Here is a 15,219-nt window from a genome sequence, read left to right as displayed (position 1 = left end):
CTAGCCGCGCGGGTGGTGCGCTGCATGTAACTGTGCCAACCGCTCCCGGGCGACATGGGTGTAAATCGTGGTGGTTGATATATCCGCATGGCCCAGCAACATTTGCACCGCCCGCAAATCGGCACCGTGGTTGAGCAGGTGGGTGGCAAACGCGTGGCGCAAGGTATGCGGCGACATTGGGCTGTGGATGCCGGCGGCCCGTGCGTACTTTTTCACCACCATCCAGAACATCACGCGCGACATGGCGGATCCCGCCTTTTGGCCCCGCGCCGTCACAAACACATCGTCGCTAGCTTTCCCCGCCAACAGCTGGGAGCGTGCTGACTGCAAATAGCGCTGCAAGTACTCGCTGGCCACCTGGCCAAAGGGCACCAGCCGCTCCTTGGCACCCTTACCCAATACGCGCAGCACATGGTCGTTCATGCCCAGCGCAAAGGTCTTGAGCGTAACCAGCTCGCTCACCCGAAGGCCACTGGCGTACATCAGTTCCAGCATGGCCCGGTCGCGCAGGCCGATGGCGGTGGCGGTGTCGGGCGCGGCCAGCAAGTCTTCGACCTGCGCCTCGGTCAAGGTCTTGGGCACGCGCAGGGCTTGCTTGGCCGACTCCAGTTTGAGCGTGGGGTCGGCGGTGGTGCGTCCCTCGCGCAAAGCCCAGCGAAAGTAGCGCTTGAACACGCTCAGGCGCCGGTTGGCGCTGGTGGCTTTGCTGTCGGCATGGCGGCTCGAAAAATAGCCTTGCAGGTGGTGCTCCTGCGATGCATCCAATGACAACTGGCGCGCCTGCAACCAAGCGCTGTACAGCGCCAAGTCACGTCGGTAGGCCGAAAGGGTGTTGCGCGACAAGCCCTCCTCCAACCAGAGCGCGTCGATAAAGGCGTCTATCGCCTGCGCGTCGGTTTCTTGGGGTGTTTGCATGGTGGGTTCGGGTCGCGAGTTAGCGTAGGTAGTCGTTCAACCGCTGTTTCAGAAAAAGTCGGCTGGATCGCCAGTGCCTGCAGCGGACACCGCTGTCGCGGCTGGTATTCTCACCGCGGTGAATTACGCCCAACTGCTGTTTCCCGATTTTTTGTTGATCCTGTGTGGATTTCTGGTGTGCCGCTACACCGCACTCAACCGCACGGTCTGGGAGCAGGTGGACTCGCTGGTGTACTACTTTTTGTTTCCGGTGCTGCTGTTCCATTCGATCGTGCGCAGCCCGCTGGACTTTCGAGCAGCCTCTAGCCTGATGGCCGCCGGATGGACCCTGGGCCTGCTGTGCGTCGCCCTGTCTTACGCCCTGCCCCACATACCGGGTCTGCGCCATCATCTGGACCGGCGCTTGCATGCGGCCAGCGCGCAGGTGGCATTTCGCTTCAACTCATTTATCGGACTGGCCATTGCAGAGCGGCTGGCCGGCGCCGAAGGCTTGCTGCTGATTGCAGTGCTGATCGGTGTGTGCGTACCGCTGTTCAATGCCGCTGCCGTCTGGCCCATGGCACGCCATGCCGAGCGCGGCTTTGTGCGCGAGCTGGTGCGCAATCCGCTGGTGCTGGCAACCGCCTCGGGGCTGCTGGCCAACACGCTGGGCTTCGCGATGCCCTTGTGGCTCGAGCCAGCCGTTTCGCGGGTCGGTGCAGCCTCCCTGGCATTGGGCCTGATGGCCGCAGGCGCGGGCATGCAATTGCGGGCCTTGGCGCAGGCCAAGTTGCTGGGGGCCATGGTGCTGGGCATACGGCACCTGGTGGCTCCCGTGCTGGCAGTGGGGGTGGCGGCTATGTACGGCCTCAGTACGGTGCAAACCACAGTGCTGTTGGCGTTTTCGGCGCTGCCCACCGCGTCGAGCTCCTATGTACTGGCGGCACGCATGGGTTACGACGGCGCCTATGTGGGCGTCCTGGTGACGCTATCGACCCTCTTGGGGCTGCTGAGTTTGCCGTTTGCTCTGGGCGTGCTACGCGCCCTGTAGCGCAGCGATCGCCTGGGTGCGTACACCGCAGGCGCGGGCGGCCTCCAAAAACTGGACACCCATGGCTTCGAACCCTGGTACCGGGCTCATGCAATCGGTGAGCAAAACCGTTCGCTGCAGGCGCTCGGCATCCCACTGCCCTATCAGGTCCTGCACCGAGGCGGCAACGCAGTGGCTCAGGGCTTCACCAGCCACCAAGAGCGTTCCATTTGTGCGCTCTAGCGCCTCCAGCAAGGGCTGGTTCAGGGCGGTACGCGGGTCGTCGGCACGGGGGACCTCGGCGCGAAAGGCGCTGTACTGCTCGGTCAGTGGGTTGTGGCCCTTGAGCACCTTGTGCACCGTGTTGCCGCTGTGCAGCTCCCACGCAGCCAGGGCCTGCGACAACCCCTCGTGGATCAGATGGCCCCAGGTGCCCAACACGCAGTGCACCGGCCACACCACCAACTGCCGCTGGCCGCCTGCCTCCAACTGCTGCAAATAGCGCAGCACCTCCGGCAGACGCTGTGCATGGCGCGGCACAAACTGCCCGGCTTGTACCGCAGCCAAGGTCACGGTGGTGAAGGGCGCAAGTTCGCGACCCTGGGCATCCAGCCAAAACGTGGTGCGCTCAATACCCACACTGGCGTGCGAGTCCAGCGTCACGGTAACCGAGTCCACCGCATCGCCGTGGGCGCACAGCCACTGCGCCAAGCGGTCCATGTCGGCGTTGGCGCCGGGCACGGGCAAGGCGGCACCTGCGGTGTCGAGAAAGTCGTTTTGGGGGTCGATGATGAGCAGGTGGTAGCCGGGCATAAGGTTTTCTCCGCAGTCAGAGGGGATTTTGTGCCAGGGCCCACCGCACATGCTCGCGCACCAAGGCGTCCTCGTGCTCAGACTGGGCCTGTAAGGCAGCGCGCCACGGCGCTGTGCATCCGGGCTCACGGGTTTGGCGCAAGGCGTTGCCCAGGGCCACTGCCACGTTGCGCAGCCAGCGCACATGGCCGATGCGGCGGATGGCGCTGCCCTCGGTGCGGCGCAGGAACTCGGCCTCGCTCCAAGCCATGAGCACCGCCAAGTCCTCACCACCCAGGCCCTTGCGCGCATCAAAATCGGGCAAGGCGCTGCGCTTGGCGAACTTGTTCCAAGGGCAGACCAGCTGGCAGTCGTCGCAACCATAAATGCGGTTGCCCAGCAGCGGGCGCAGCTCCAAAGGTATCGGTCCGGCGTGCTCGATGGTCAAGTACGAGATGCAGCGCCGCGCATCCAAGCGGTAGGGTGCGACGATGGCCTGGGTGGGGCACACCGCCATGCAGGCCGTGCAACTGCCGCAGTGCGAAGCCACCGGCGCGCTGTGCGGCAGGACCACATCCACAAAGATCTCGCCTAAGAAGAACATCGAACCCGCTTCCCGGTCGAGCGCCAGCGTGTGTTTGCCACGCCAGCCCAGACCACTGCGAGAAGCCAGCTCGACTTCGAGCACGGGTGCCGAATCGGTAAACACCCGAAAACCCAGCGGCCCAATGTGCGCAGCCACCTGCTGCGCGAGTTGTTGCAAACGGCTACGCAGCACCTTGTGGTAGTCCCGCCCGCGCGCATACACCGACACCACGCCCTCGCCCGGGCGCTGCAGCCGCGCGAATTCAGCGTCCTGCCAGTCTGGCGCGGTATCCCGTGGCAGGTAGTCCATGCGCGCAGTAATGATGCTTACCACCTGCGGCACCAGCAGCTCCGGGTGCAGCCGCTGCGGCGCGTGCCGCTGCATGTAGTGCATTTCCCCATGGAAACCCTGTGCCAACCACTGCGTGAGCCCGGGCTCGGCAGAGGACAAGTCCACACCGGCCACGCCAATTTGGGAGAATCCCAGCTCCCGGGCCCAGGCCTGTACCTGCGAGACCAAGTGGTTGCCGTCAAAGTGCGTGCTGTGGATAGTCACCTGTCGATTGTAGAAAGCCTGCTCTGGCGCGATGAGCAGGCGACCTGCGACTTCGCTCAGGCGCTGTCGCGCCAAGCTGCGCTGTCTCACCTGTTCATTGCGCTGCACGGCGACCTGGGCAGCGGCAAGACCACGCTGGTGCGCCACCTGATGCGAGCGCTTGGTGTGGCGGGGCGCATCAAAAGCCCCACCTACGCGGTGGTCGAGACTTACGAGACCGCAGACTTCAATGTCTGGCACTTTGACTTTTACCGCTTAAGCGACCCGCAAGAGTGGGAAGACGCAGGGTTTCGCGACATCTTTGCAGGCCCCGGTCTGAAGCTGGCCGAGTGGCCGGACAAGGCGGCAGGGTTTTTGCCCCAAGCCGACCTCGACGTTTGGCTGCAAACCGACCCGCAGCACGAGGGCGCACGCCAGGTTCGTGTCAGCGCCCACACCGCAGCGGGTGCGCAGGTGCTGGCCGGTGTGGGCCAAGCGACACATCCGAGCACGACAGCGGGCACAACAACGGTCGCACGGAACGCCCCATGAAGCGGCGCCAGATTTTGCAATCGGGCAGCCTGGTGCTGGCACTGGGGCTGCCACACCTTGCGCGGGGCGCCACCATCGTCAATGTGCGGGTCTGGCCGGCGCCCGAATACTCGCGCGTAACCATCGAATCCGATGGTGCGCTCGCTGCCAAATCCACGTTTGTGCCCACACCACCGCGGCTGGCAGTCGATTTGGAAGGCATCGTCCTGAACCCGGCGCTCAAGGAGTTGGTCGCCAAAGTGCGCGCCGATGACCCTAATATTGCGGGCATCCGGGTAGGCCAATTCACGCCCAGCACGGTGCGCTTGGTGATCGACCTCAAGCAGCCCATCCGGCCCCAAGTATTTGCCTTGTCCCCGGTAGCTGCCTACCAACACCGGCTGGTGCTGGACCTCTACCCGGAGTACGAGGCCGACCCGTTGGCCGCCTTGATCCAAGACCGCACGGGCCCCAAAGGTAGCTCCCCCGCCGCCGCCCAATCCGCACCATCGACCGCAGCAGCTCCACCACCGGCAAGCACTTTGCGTGCGCCCGCAGGCAGCACAGCCGGGGCCAGCGCGGCGGCCAGCGGCGCAGACCCACTGGAAGAACTCATCGCTGCACAGTCCCAAAGGCAGCCTGCCCAGCAAAACGCAGGCAAGCAGACCCAAGCCCCAGCGGGCAACGTGGCGGGCACGAATGCGGGCACCGTGGCTGGCGCGGCCCAAGCCAACACAGCGCCCACCCAACCTGGCGCGAACCAACCCGGCAACACGGCCAACCTTCCCCCCAACAGCACCACCGAACCCAAACGCGCGCCAGCGACCACCGAGCGGTTGATCATCGTCGCGCTGGACCCAGGCCACGGCGGCGAAGACCCCGGTGCCATCGGGCCCGGCGGCACCCGGGAGAAAGACGTGGTGCTGCGGCTGGCGCATATGCTGCGCGACCGTATCAACCGCACCAGCGTGCGCGGCAACCCGATGCGCGCCTTTCTGACGCGTGACGGCGACTTTTTCGTGCCACTGGGGGTGCGGGTACAAAAGGCCCGGCGGGTGCAGGCGGACCTGTTCGTCAGCCTGCATGCGGACGCGTTTTTCACGCCCGACCCGCAAGGCGCCAGCGTGTTCGCACTCAGCCAAGGCGGCGCCACCAGCAGCGCCGCGCGCTGGATGGCCGCCCGAGAAAACAAGGCCGACCTGATTGGCGGCCTCAACGTCAGCACCAAGGACCGCGCGGTGCAGCATGCTTTACTGGATATGAGCACCACCGCCCAGATCAACGACAGCTTGCAGCTCGGCAGCAAGCTCTTGGGCGAAATCAAGCGGGTCGGCAAACTGCACAAGCCGCGGGTGGAACAGGCCGCATTCGCGGTACTCAAAGCGCCCGACATCCCCAGTGTGCTGGTAGAGGCCGCTTTCATCAGCAACCCCAGCGAAGAAGTCAAACTCAACAGCACTGAGTACTTGGAGCAACTTTCCGATGCACTGTTGCGCGGGATCGAGGCCTACTTCGCCAAGAACCCGCCGCTGGCCCGCAACCGCGCAAGCGGTTGAATCCATCGGGGTGAACGCAGCAGCGCAAAAACTCGCCGGGTCGGGTATCCGTGGCGGGTCAGGCCGCCTTGCTGGTGCGGCGGGCTTTGATGGCTCCAGCGATCACTACCAGCCCCGGCACCAAGATCATGGCCCAGATGATTTTGCTGAAATGGGTCTGCACCCAAGGCAGGTTGCCAAACAGGTAGCCGGCCGTCACGATGCCCCCCACCCACAGAAACGCGCCTAACACGTTGTAGGCGGTGAACTTGGAACGCGTCATCTGCGCCACGCCGCCGACAAAGGGCACAAAGGTGCGCAGAAATGGCATGAAACGCGCAACCACAATCGTGATGCCACCGTACTGTTCATAAAACGCGTGAGCCTGGTCGAAGGCGCGCTTGTTGAAAAAGCGCGACTGCTCCCACTGAAACACCTTGGGGCCAATGGCGCGCCCAATCGTGTAATTGGTCTGGTCGCCCAGCACCGCCGCAACAAACAAGAGCACCATCGCCAGCGGGTAGTTCATCAGCCCTGCGCCACACAGTGCCCCCACCACAAACAGCAGCGAGTCGCCCGGCAAAAAGGGCATGACCACCACGCCGGTCTCCACAAAAATGATGGCAAACAGCAGGGCATACACCCACACGCCGTAGTTCTGGACAAACACCGCCAGGTACTTGTCCACATGCAAAATGAAATCGACGAGTTGGGTGATGAGCTCCATGCGCCGATTATCACGAAGGTTCAGAGCGACCCTATCCTGCCTACCTCATTGCAAGTGATAGCGGCGACACCGGTCTTTCAGTTCGCCGCACCGGACAAGCCCAGAAAGTGATGTCAAGGGCACGCGGTCCTGCGCCCGCGTCAAAGCCTAGGTACGCAACCTAGAATCCTCGCGTGACCCCAACTTCCTCACTCCACCCGACCCCACCCCGGCGCCCCATCCGCGATCTGAGCGATGAACTGATCAGCCAAATCGCCGCCGGTGAGGTAGTGGAGCGCCCGGCCTCGGTGGTGCGCGAGCTGGTGGACAACGCGCTCGACGCGGGCGCCACCCAGGTAACGGTGCGGCTGCTCGCCGGTGGCGTGCGACTCATCAGCGTGGAAGACGACGGCATGGGCATCGTGCGCGAGGAGCTGCCGCTGGCGCTGCGCCGCCACGCCACCAGCAAGATTGGCAGCCTGCAGGACCTGGAATCGGTTGCCACCATGGGCTTTCGCGGCGAGGCACTGGCCGCCATCAATTCAGTGGCCGAATGCGCGCTCTTGTCGCGCGCAGTGGGCAGCAGCCAGGCCTTTTTGCTCGATGGCCGCACCGGCGAGTTGCGGCCAGTGGCCCGCAGCACCGGCACCACCGTCGAGGTAAAGGAACTGTTTTTCAGCACCCCGGCGCGGCGCAAATTCTTGAAGACCGACGCCACCGAGCTGGCCCATTGCATCGAAGCGGTGCGCCGCCACGCGCTGGCCCGCCCGGACGTGGGCTTTGCCATTTGGCACGAGGGCAAGCTGGTGGAGCACTGGCGTCGGTGCACAGCCGAGGACGTAGGCACGTCGCACGGCCTATACAACGCAGCGCAAGCTGGCACTGCGGTCAGCGCGGACGCCGCAGAAGCCAACCCCCATGCCACCGCACACGACCAGGGCATGCAGATGCTCGACTTGCGGCTGGCCCAGGTGCTGGGCGAGGCGTTTTTGGCCAACAGCATCCGGGTGGGCTGGCAGACCGCAGGGCGGCCTGGCGCGGTATTGCAAGCTGCACCGCAAGCCGATTCGCCTGCTGCGTGGCCCGAGGACGCACCCAAAGCGCCCACGCTGCGCGTGTGGGGCCGCGTGGGTGTGCCCGACGCAGCGCGTGCCCGCGCCGACCAGCAGTTTGCGTATGTGAACGGCCGCTTTGTGCGCGACAAGGTGCTCAGCCACGCAGCACGCAGCGCCTTCGAAGATGTGCTGCACGGTCAACGCCAGCCGGTGTATGCGCTCTACGTCGCCATCGAGCCGACGCGGGTGGACGTCAATGTGCATCCCACCAAAATCGAAGTCCGCTTTCGCGACAGCCGCGAAGTCCACCAGGGCGTGCGCCACGCGGTCGAGAACGCCCTGGCGGCGCCCCGCGCGGGCTCTGCGGGCGCAAGCAACGTGGTCAGCCAAGCCAGCGCCGAGGCTTCCATGCACGTGGCTAAGGAAAGCGCTGCGCAGTACGCACCGTCCTTGCCCGCCGCATCCGCCGCGCCGCGCTACGCCACGCAAACCGGCATGGGCTTTGGGGCGCCACCGGCCGTTGGTAACCCGGTGGCGGACTTGGGCGCGCTGTGGCAACGCAGTGCTGACACCGAACCACCGCCCAGCGACTGGCCCTTGGGAAGGGCGCTGGCGCAGCTGCACGGCGTCTACATCCTGGCCGAGAACCAGGCGGGGCTGGTCATCGTAGACATGCACGCGGCGCACGAGCGCATCGTCTACGAGCGGCTCAAGCAGCAATGGGCGCAGCACGACAGCGCCAACGACGCAAGCAATCCGATCGAAAGCGGTGTCGGAACCCACCGCAGCGCCACCACCCGCCTGGCCCACCAACCGCTGTTGATTCCCTTGAGCTTTGCCGCCACGCCCACCGAAATCGCCACCGCGCTCGCGCACAGCGACACGCTGGTGTCGCTCGGACTCGAGATCAGCCCCCTGTCGCCCAAAACACTGGCGCTGCGCACGGTGCCAGCCACCCTGGCACAAGGCGACATGACCGCCTTGGCGCGCAGCGTGCTGGCGGAGCTGGCGCAGCACGACGCCAGCACCGCCATCGCCCAGGCTGAGCACGCCCTGCTGGCCACCATGGCCTGTCACGGCGCGGTGCGGGCCAACCGGCGCCTCACCATCGAAGAAATGAACGGCCTGCTACGCCAAATGGAAGCCACCGAGCGCAGCGATCAGTGCAACCACGGCCGCCCTACCTGGCGGCAACTGGGCATGCGCGAGCTCGACGCGCTGTTTTTGCGCGGGCGCTAACGCAGCCCCGGCACGCCAGCGGCCTCAGTGCCCGGTCGACTTGGAAAACACATTGAGCACCACCACCCCGGCGGCAATCAGGCCGATGCCGACAAACGCTGCTGCGTCGAGCTTTTGGCCAAACAGCCACCAGCCCACCAGCGTGATCAACACCACCCCCAGCCCCGACCACACCGCGTAGGCCACGCCCACCGGAATGCTGCGCAAAGTCAGCGACAAAAAGTAAAACGCCGCCCCGTAGCCGACCACCACCAAGGCCGACGGACCCAAACGCGAAAACCCTTCGGACGCTTTGAGCGCCGAGGTGGCGACGACTTCGCAGACGATGGCGATGGTGAGGTAGAGCCAGTTCATGTTCGGCATTGCCTTTCGTATGTCGGTGTTGCGCCTGGGTTGGTGCGCTCAGCTTGGAGTGCATGGCTTGGTCCGCGCTCAAGGATGCGCCTCGCGGGGTCTTTGCATGCCCGCGCTCGGCCCACACTGCCAGCGTGAAGCAGGCCGCATTATCCGGTCGGCTCTTAGAATCCGGCGTCCCATGCGCTTGCCTTCTCCTGCACCCTCGTCCCGCCTTCGGCCCCTGTTGAACGAGGTGGGCGCGCTGTGGGTGCTGGCCTGGCCGATTCTGGTGGGGCAACTCGCCACCATCGGCATGTCGGTCATCGATGTCGCCATGGCCGGGCACGCATCGGCGGACGATCTGGCCGGTGCTGCGCTGGGGGTGTCGATCTGGAACATCCTCATCCTCACCCTCATGGGACTGGTCATGTCGGTCAACCCGCTGGTAGCCCACCACGCCGGAGCAAAAGAGTGGGATGCCGTGCCGCCTGTGGTGCGTCAAGGCCTGTGGAAGGCGCTCATCGTTGGCGGCGTGGCCTGGATGATTGCCCAGTGCTCCGCCTTGCTGTTCGACCACATGGCCATAGCCCCCACGGTGCGCGACATCGCCAAAGACTTTGTGCGCGTGGTCAGCTACGCCCTGCCCGCCTTTGCCTGCTACCGCGTGCTCTATGGCTACAGCACCAGCATCAACCAAACCAAGCCGATGATGGTCATCTCGCTGGCCGCACTCTTGCTGAACGCCGCCATCAACTGGCTGCTGGTGTTTGGCAACTGGGGCTTTCCGCGCTTGGGCGGCGTGGGCTGCGCGTGGTCCACGTTGATTTGTGTGTGGTTCAACCTGATCGCACTGGTGCTTTGGATGCGCCTGGCCCCGGCCTACCGGCGCACCTGGCCGTTGGGCCGGTACGAGCGGCCACACTGGCCGCGCCTGCGCAGCCTGTTTCGCCTGGGCATTCCCATTGGCATCACCCACTTTGCCGAGACCAGCGCGTTTGGCCTGATTGCGCTCCTGATCGCCAGCTTTGGCAGCGCCGAGGTGGGCGCCCACCAGATCGCGCTGAATTTCACATCGCTCACCTTCATGGTGCCCCTGAGCCTGGGGCTGGCCTTGCTGACCCGTGTCGGCCAAAGCCTGGGCGCGGGCGACCCCGCGGCGGCGCGCTTTCGGGCCTGGGTTGGGGTCGGTGTGACGGCGGTGTTTGCCTTGGTCTGCGCGGTGGGCATTGCGCTGTTTCGGGTGCCCATTGCCAGCGCCTACACCACCGATGCCGCGGTGGTGCAAATTGCTGCGCAACTGCTCTTGCTGGCCGCGCTGTTCCAGCTGCCCGACTGCTTGCAGGTGGTCACCATCAACGCGGTGCGGGGCTACAAGGTCACGCGCGCGCCCATGGTGTTGCACCTGACCGCGTTCTGGGGCTTTTGCCTGCCGCTGGGCTGCCTGCTCGGACTGGCACCGCAGTGGCCTGGGTCTGCGCCCTGGCTGCCGTGGGCGCCCATGGGTGCACAAGGTTTTTGGATCGCACTCACCGTGGGGCTGACGATTTCTGCGAGCGGCCTGCTCTGGATGCTGCGCCACACCGCCCGCCAAACACTCGCCCACTGGCAGCGCCCCGCCCATGCCCACTAAACCAAGCCAAGGTGCGAACCGAGCCAGTGGCACTAGGCGAACGCCCATGCCCACCGAGCCTTCCACAGGTGCGACCGGCGCCGACCCCACCAAAGCGCCCATGCCCGCCGGCCTGGTCGTGCTGGCCTTGTCTTTGTTGCTGGGCTTGCAGCCGGTCACCACCGACCTGTACCTGCCCGCCCTGCCCGGCCTCACCCAAGACCTGGGTGCTTCCATGGCGCAGGCCCAGCGCACCCTGACCGCGCTGCTGCTGGCCTTTGGTGTGTCGCAGCTGGTGTGGGGGCCGCTCTCTGACCGGCTGGGTCGCCGCCCGGTGTTGCTGCTGGGCCTGACCGGCTACGTATTGGCCTCGGTGGGCGGCGCGCTGGCCACCGACATGCCCACGCTGATCGTCTGGCGTGCCTTGCAGGGCGCAGCCATGGGCGCGGGCGTGGTTTGCGCGCGCGCCATCGTGCGGGACCTGTACACCCCGGCGCAAGGCGCCACCGTCATGTCCAAGGGCCTGAGCGGCCTGGGCGTGATTGCCTTTGCCAGCCCCCCGCTGGGCGGTTTGCTTGCTGCGTGGTTTGACTGGCACGCGGCGCTGTTGGCACTGGCGGTGTTTGGCGCGCTGGCGCTGGCCTTGGTGGCCCTGCGCTTTGAAGAAACCCTGGCCCACAAAAACCCGCATGCGCTGCACGGACGCACGCTGGTGCGCACCTGGTGGCTGATTCTGCGCAACCCCCGGTTTGTGGCGTTCTCGGCGCTCTCGGTCAGTTCCTACGCGGGCTTGTTCACCTACCTGGGCGCTTCCTCGTTTGTCTGGATGGGCGTGCTGGGCTACAGCAGCACGCAGTACGGTTTGGTGATGATGCTCAACGCCTTTGTCTACCTGCTGGGCACGGTGCTGTGTCGGCGCCTGATTGCGCGCTTCGGTCTGCGGCGCACGGTCGCGATGGCAGGCGTGTTCACGCTGGGCGGTGGCAGCGCCATGGTGCTGCTGAGCTGGCTGGGTGGCCCCAGCGGATGGGCGATTGCGGCGCCCATGTGCCTGTTCATGCTGGGCCATGGCATCCACCAGCCCTGCGGCCAAAGCGCGGCGGTGGCGCCGTTTCCGCAAGCAGCTGGGGCGGCCTCTGCGCTCAATGGCTTTTTCATGATGGTGGCCGCCTTTGCGGTGGGCCAGTGGCTGGGGCTGCGCATGGACGGCACCGTGTGGCCGCTGGTCTGGGGTATTGGTTTTTGGAGCGCGCTCATCGCCCTGAGCGCCTGGACCTTGGTGCAGCGCCATGCCAGCGACTAAGGCCCTACCCTCCTACATTGCGCTGGCCGGTCCCACGGCATCGGGCAAAACCGCTGCGGCCTTCGCCATTGCCGCGCGGCACCCGGTGGAAATCGTCAGTGTGGACTCGGCGCTGGTGTACCGCGGTATGGACATTGGCACCGCCAAACCCAGCGCCGCCGAGCGCGCGCTGGTGCCGCACCACCTGATCGACATCCGCGACCCGCACACCGCCTACAGCGCCGCCGAGTTTGTGCGCGACGCCAGCGCGCTCATCACTGCGATCACCGCGCGCGGCAAGCTGCCCTTGCTGGTGGGCGGCACCATGCTGTACTTCAAGGCACTGGCCGAAGGGCTGGACGATATGCCGGCCGCCAACGCCGAGGTGCGCGCCGCCATCGCCCAAGATGCGCAAACCCTGGGCTGGCCCGCACTGCACGCGCAGCTGGCGGCGGTGGACCCGGCAACAGCGGCACGGCTGGCACCCGCAGACAGCCAGCGCATCCAGCGCGCACTGGAGGTGTATCGCGTCTCGGGTCAGCCGCTGTCGGTGTTTCAGCAGGCGGCGGGGCGCGGGGACAAGCTTGGAGCGGATGGCGGAAACATCGCCACCCAGCAGGGCCAAGCCAGCGTGCTGATCTCGTTAGAACCCCAGGACCGCGCCTGGCTGCACCAGCGCATCGCTCAGCGCTTTGACGCCATGCTGGCCGACGGCCTGCTCGACGAAGTGCAACGCCTGCGCGCCCTGCCGCAGCTGCACGCCGATCTGCCCTCGATGCGCTGCGTGGGCTACCGCCAAGCATGGGAAGCGCTGGACGCCCACTGGCCCCCAGCCGAACTGCGCGAACGCGGCATCGCCGCCACCCGCCAACTCGCCAAACGCCAACTCACCTGGCTGCGCTCCATGCCCCAGCGCCAGGCCGTGGCCTGCGATGCGGGGGATGCGTTGGAGCGGGTGTTGAGGTTGGTGAAAACGGTGGTGGGAAGCAGGGTGTAGGCACCCGGCCTGCCGTCAATGTCTTCAGGACAGATTGCCATGCTTGCGTCTGTCATCGGATCACCAAAGCGCCGCCTTGCGCAACGCTCAAGAGGCTTGCTTTCTCATGGCCAGCGCAAACAAAGGATGCACCAACCACCCCGCCAGCCACTGCTGCAGGGCGGGTAAGGGCAAGGCGGCAAACCAGGCCGGATCGACCGCCGCGAACTGCCGCACAAAAGGAAAAATTCCCACATCTACCGCACAGGGCATGGCGCCACCGAGCTGGGCCTGGGCCTGGGTTTGCAGTTGCCGCTCCAAAGGTTCGAGCAGCACGGCAATGGCTTCTTGGCGGTGGTGTTCTCGGTCTTTGGTGTCGTCAAAGCGCTGCGGGTATTTGTAGCGGTCCAAGTGGTACTTGAAGAGGCCGTCGCAGGTCTGCTGCAAGGCCAGATTCGCTGGGCTTTGGGCCCTGGCCCACCACTGCTGATCGTCACCGCCTTGCGCAAAGGCCCAGCGCATGATGTCCAGGCTTTGCTCCAGCACGGTGCCGTCGGGCAGCACCAGCACCGGGACCGTGCCTTTGGGCGACAAGGCCAGCATGGCAGGCGGCTTGTCGCGCAAGGCGATTTCCTGGGCTTCAAAAGCGATGCCGGCTTGCAACAACGCCATGCGCGCACGCATGGCGTAGGGGCAGCGTCGGTAGGTGTAGAGCAGCGGAGTGGATCCCATGGCCGACGTGAGTCTACTGGGCTATGGCACCACACCGTGGCCAGCGAAACGGCGGATGCGTTGGAGCGGTTGTTGGGCTTGGTGGAGCGTGTGGTGGCGAGCGGGCGAAAAGGCACCCAGCCCATCGTAAAGTAAGGCACGCGCCGCGCGACTGCAGGCGCACATACTGGCAGGGAGGGTGGTGCATGTGGGCGTATCTCGGGCTCCTGAGTTTGGGGGCCTTGCTGTGGTGGCAAATTCATTTCCGCTGGGCTGGGCGCTGGAAGGGCAAGGACGTGCTGGCACCCGGCGCGGATGCGCGGGTGCGGGCGCTTTTTGTTAAGAACAAAGACACCTTGGTCGCACTGGAGTTTGGGTGCGAGGTTCCGACCCACTTGCGCTTCGAACTCAAACGTGAAACCGGCGTGGACCGCTTCTTCAAGTGGGTGGGGCTGGCGGTTGAGAGGCAGTTTGGCCAATCTAAATTTGACCAACTGGTCTATGTGGCCTCGAATGACGACTACTTCGTCAAGCAGTTTTCTGAGAACAAAATCATCGTCGAAGCGGCGACCCGGCTGTTCGACACGGAAGACCCCATCTGCGTGCTCAAAAAAGTGGTGTGTGCCAACGGGCACCTCTATGCACGCCTCACCACCCAAAACCTGTTCAAGCGCGAGGAAGACGAGAAGCACCTGGTGCAATCCGCGTTGGCCTTGAGTGGGCACCTGCTGGTCATTGCCAACGAGGTGCGTGACAGCAAGGCCCCGCCCCAAGGCGTAGGCGCGCGCGACCCCTACCTGCTGCGGGGCATCGTGCTGCTGTCCATCAGCGCAGCAATGGCTTTCCACGGCAGCGCGTTTCTGATGCGAAGCTACTTTTTTGAAGACCAGTTTTTAATCGACACTTGGCGCATCGTTACGCTGTCGCTGCTGACCGCAGTGGCCATCCTTGCCGTCTTGGTCGCAGCCAACCTGCTCTTGCTGGCGCGTAGCGCACGGGCGCACTTGGTGCTGTTGGAACTGCTGTTGGTGGGCTCGTTTGGTGCGTTTACCTCGTCAGCCGCCGAACTGCGTGACGCCAACATCGAATGGGACACCGCCCCGCCCACCGAACTCACGCCGGTGGTGCAACACAAGTCCATCAGCACGTCGCGGCGCAGCACCTCCTACTATGTGCACATACCCGACTGGGACCACCCCAACAGAAGCGAAAAAATCAGGGTCTCCTCCAGCTTTTACAAACAGGTTCAGATCGGCGACCGGTTGTTGGTGGATCAATATCCAGGCTACTTCGGGGCGCGCTGGGCGCGGGTGACGGGTGCGCGGGCGCCGGCGGAAATTCCGGCAAATTGAGCCCCCGGCCCAGCAGATCGCATTGAGTTAGCCACAATCCCCTGGACTCGC

14 protein-coding genes are annotated in these 15,219 nt (G+C 65.1%); 8 read left to right on the top strand and 6 right to left on the bottom strand.

The window, feature by feature from the left end:
- Positions 1-915 carry a site-specific tyrosine recombinase XerD gene (gene xerD, locus ACILRC_RS02435; protein WP_395667749.1) on the bottom strand — a complete coding sequence of 305 codons (915 nt, stop codon included), beginning with the start codon at positions 913-915 and terminating at the stop codon, positions 1-3.
- A 118-nt stretch (positions 916-1,033) separates the two neighbouring features.
- On the opposite strand from xerD, the gene ACILRC_RS02430 reads away from it, so the two are divergent.
- Positions 1,034-1,945, top strand: coding sequence for an AEC family transporter (locus ACILRC_RS02430; protein WP_395667748.1), 912 nt, complete (start codon positions 1,034-1,036; stop codon positions 1,943-1,945).
- Here ACILRC_RS02430 and ACILRC_RS02425 read toward each other — a convergent pair.
- Together ACILRC_RS02425 and queG are read right to left on the bottom strand one after the other, a co-directional pair.
- Complete coding sequence (locus ACILRC_RS02425; RefSeq protein ID WP_395667747.1) at positions 1,931-2,737, bottom strand: cysteine hydrolase; 807 nt, start codon at positions 2,735-2,737, stop codon at positions 1,931-1,933. The genes ACILRC_RS02430 and ACILRC_RS02425 overlap by 15 nt on opposite strands.
- A 16-nt stretch (positions 2,738-2,753) precedes the next feature.
- Positions 2,754-3,857, bottom strand: coding sequence for a tRNA epoxyqueuosine(34) reductase QueG (queG, locus tag ACILRC_RS02420; protein ID WP_395667746.1), 1,104 nt, complete (start codon positions 3,855-3,857; stop codon positions 2,754-2,756).
- Between queG and tsaE the strand changes: the two genes are divergently transcribed.
- Complete coding sequence (gene tsaE, locus ACILRC_RS02415; RefSeq protein ID WP_395667745.1) at positions 3,846-4,388, top strand: tRNA (adenosine(37)-N6)-threonylcarbamoyltransferase complex ATPase subunit type 1 TsaE; 543 nt, start codon at positions 3,846-3,848, stop codon at positions 4,386-4,388. The two genes, queG and tsaE, sit on opposite strands and share 12 nt — an antisense overlap.
- Positions 4,385-5,923, top strand: coding sequence for an N-acetylmuramoyl-L-alanine amidase (locus ACILRC_RS02410; RefSeq protein ID WP_395667744.1), 1,539 nt, complete (start codon positions 4,385-4,387; stop codon positions 5,921-5,923). The genes tsaE and ACILRC_RS02410 overlap by 4 nt, the downstream gene beginning before the upstream one ends.
- 58 nt (positions 5,924-5,981) lie before the next feature.
- Here the strand turns inward: ACILRC_RS02410 and ACILRC_RS02405 are convergent, their stop codons facing one another.
- Positions 5,982-6,629: a VTT domain-containing protein gene (locus ACILRC_RS02405; RefSeq protein ID WP_395667743.1), complete on the bottom strand. Its 648-nt coding sequence runs from the start codon at positions 6,627-6,629 to the stop codon at positions 5,982-5,984.
- Between the two features lie 173 nt (positions 6,630-6,802).
- Here ACILRC_RS02405 and mutL point away from each other — a divergent pair, with 173 nt between their 5' ends.
- Positions 6,803-8,902 (top strand): DNA mismatch repair endonuclease MutL, encoded by a 2,100-nt coding sequence (mutL, locus tag ACILRC_RS02400; protein WP_395667742.1) that lies wholly within the window; start codon positions 6,803-6,805, stop codon positions 8,900-8,902.
- A 24-nt stretch (positions 8,903-8,926) separates the two neighbouring features.
- Here mutL and ACILRC_RS02395 read toward each other — a convergent pair whose 3' ends face one another.
- On the bottom strand, positions 8,927-9,256 hold the full coding sequence (locus tag ACILRC_RS02395; RefSeq protein ID WP_395667741.1) for a DMT family transporter: 330 nt from the start codon (positions 9,254-9,256) through the stop codon (positions 8,927-8,929).
- A 181-nt stretch (positions 9,257-9,437) separates the two neighbouring features.
- Here ACILRC_RS02395 and ACILRC_RS02390 point away from each other — a divergent pair, with 181 nt between their 5' ends.
- Genes ACILRC_RS02390 through miaA form a run of 3 tightly spaced genes read left to right on the top strand, consistent with a single transcriptional unit; the run spans position 9,438 to position 13,126 of the window.
- Positions 9,438-10,868 (top strand): MATE family efflux transporter, encoded by a 1,431-nt coding sequence (locus ACILRC_RS02390; protein WP_395667740.1) that lies wholly within the window; start codon positions 9,438-9,440, stop codon positions 10,866-10,868.
- 46 nt (positions 10,869-10,914) lie between these two features.
- A complete protein-coding gene (locus tag ACILRC_RS02385) occupies positions 10,915-12,150 on the top strand; it encodes a multidrug effflux MFS transporter (protein ID WP_395667739.1) in 1,236 nt (411 codons plus the stop codon).
- Entirely contained in the window at positions 12,137-13,126 is a 990-nt protein-coding gene (gene miaA / locus ACILRC_RS02380) for a tRNA (adenosine(37)-N6)-dimethylallyltransferase MiaA (protein ID WP_395667738.1), read from the top strand. The genes ACILRC_RS02385 and miaA overlap by 14 nt, the downstream gene beginning before the upstream one ends.
- 87 nt (positions 13,127-13,213) lie before the next feature.
- On the opposite strand, the gene ACILRC_RS02375 is transcribed toward miaA, so the two are convergent.
- On the bottom strand, positions 13,214-13,837 hold the full coding sequence (locus tag ACILRC_RS02375) for a glutathione S-transferase N-terminal domain-containing protein (protein ID WP_395667737.1): 624 nt from the start codon (positions 13,835-13,837) through the stop codon (positions 13,214-13,216).
- A 185-nt stretch (positions 13,838-14,022) separates the two neighbouring features.
- Here ACILRC_RS02375 and ACILRC_RS02370 point away from each other — a divergent pair, with 185 nt between their 5' ends.
- The gene (locus ACILRC_RS02370) at positions 14,023-15,168 is read left to right on the top strand and encodes a hypothetical protein (protein WP_395667736.1); all 1,146 of its coding nucleotides are present in this window, start codon (positions 14,023-14,025) and stop codon (positions 15,166-15,168) included.
- Positions 15,169-15,219: the final 51 nt, after the last annotated feature.

The sequence above is a fragment of the Rhodoferax sp. genome, from assembly GCF_044236835.1.
Taxonomy (GTDB): domain Bacteria; phylum Pseudomonadota; class Gammaproteobacteria; order Burkholderiales; family Burkholderiaceae_C; genus Allorhodoferax.
This window is presented reverse-complemented; position numbering and strand designations above follow the sequence as displayed.

Bases quoted from the DNA above. Each gene is read 5' to 3' on its own strand.
- xerD (WP_395667749.1), bottom strand. From the start codon at position 915: ATGCAAACACCCCAAGAAACCGACGCGCAGGCGATAGACGCCTTTATC.
- ACILRC_RS02425 (WP_395667747.1), bottom strand. From the start codon at position 2,737: ATGCCCGGCTACCACCTGCTCATCATCGACCCCCAAAACGACTTTCTC.
- ACILRC_RS02410 (WP_395667744.1), top strand. From the start codon at position 4,385: ATGAAGCGGCGCCAGATTTTGCAATCGGGCAGCCTGGTGCTGGCACTG.
- ACILRC_RS02405 (WP_395667743.1), bottom strand. From the start codon at position 6,629: ATGGAGCTCATCACCCAACTCGTCGATTTCATTTTGCATGTGGACAAG.
- ACILRC_RS02395 (WP_395667741.1), bottom strand. From the start codon at position 9,256: ATGAACTGGCTCTACCTCACCATCGCCATCGTCTGCGAAGTCGTCGCC.
- ACILRC_RS02390 (WP_395667740.1), top strand. From the start codon at position 9,438: ATGCGCTTGCCTTCTCCTGCACCCTCGTCCCGCCTTCGGCCCCTGTTG.
- ACILRC_RS02385 (WP_395667739.1), top strand. From the start codon at position 10,915: ATGCCCACCGAGCCTTCCACAGGTGCGACCGGCGCCGACCCCACCAAA.
- miaA (WP_395667738.1), top strand. From the start codon at position 12,137: ATGCCAGCGACTAAGGCCCTACCCTCCTACATTGCGCTGGCCGGTCCC.
- ACILRC_RS02375 (WP_395667737.1), bottom strand. From the start codon at position 13,837: ATGGGATCCACTCCGCTGCTCTACACCTACCGACGCTGCCCCTACGCC.
- ACILRC_RS02370 (WP_395667736.1), top strand. From the start codon at position 14,023: ATGTGGGCGTATCTCGGGCTCCTGAGTTTGGGGGCCTTGCTGTGGTGG.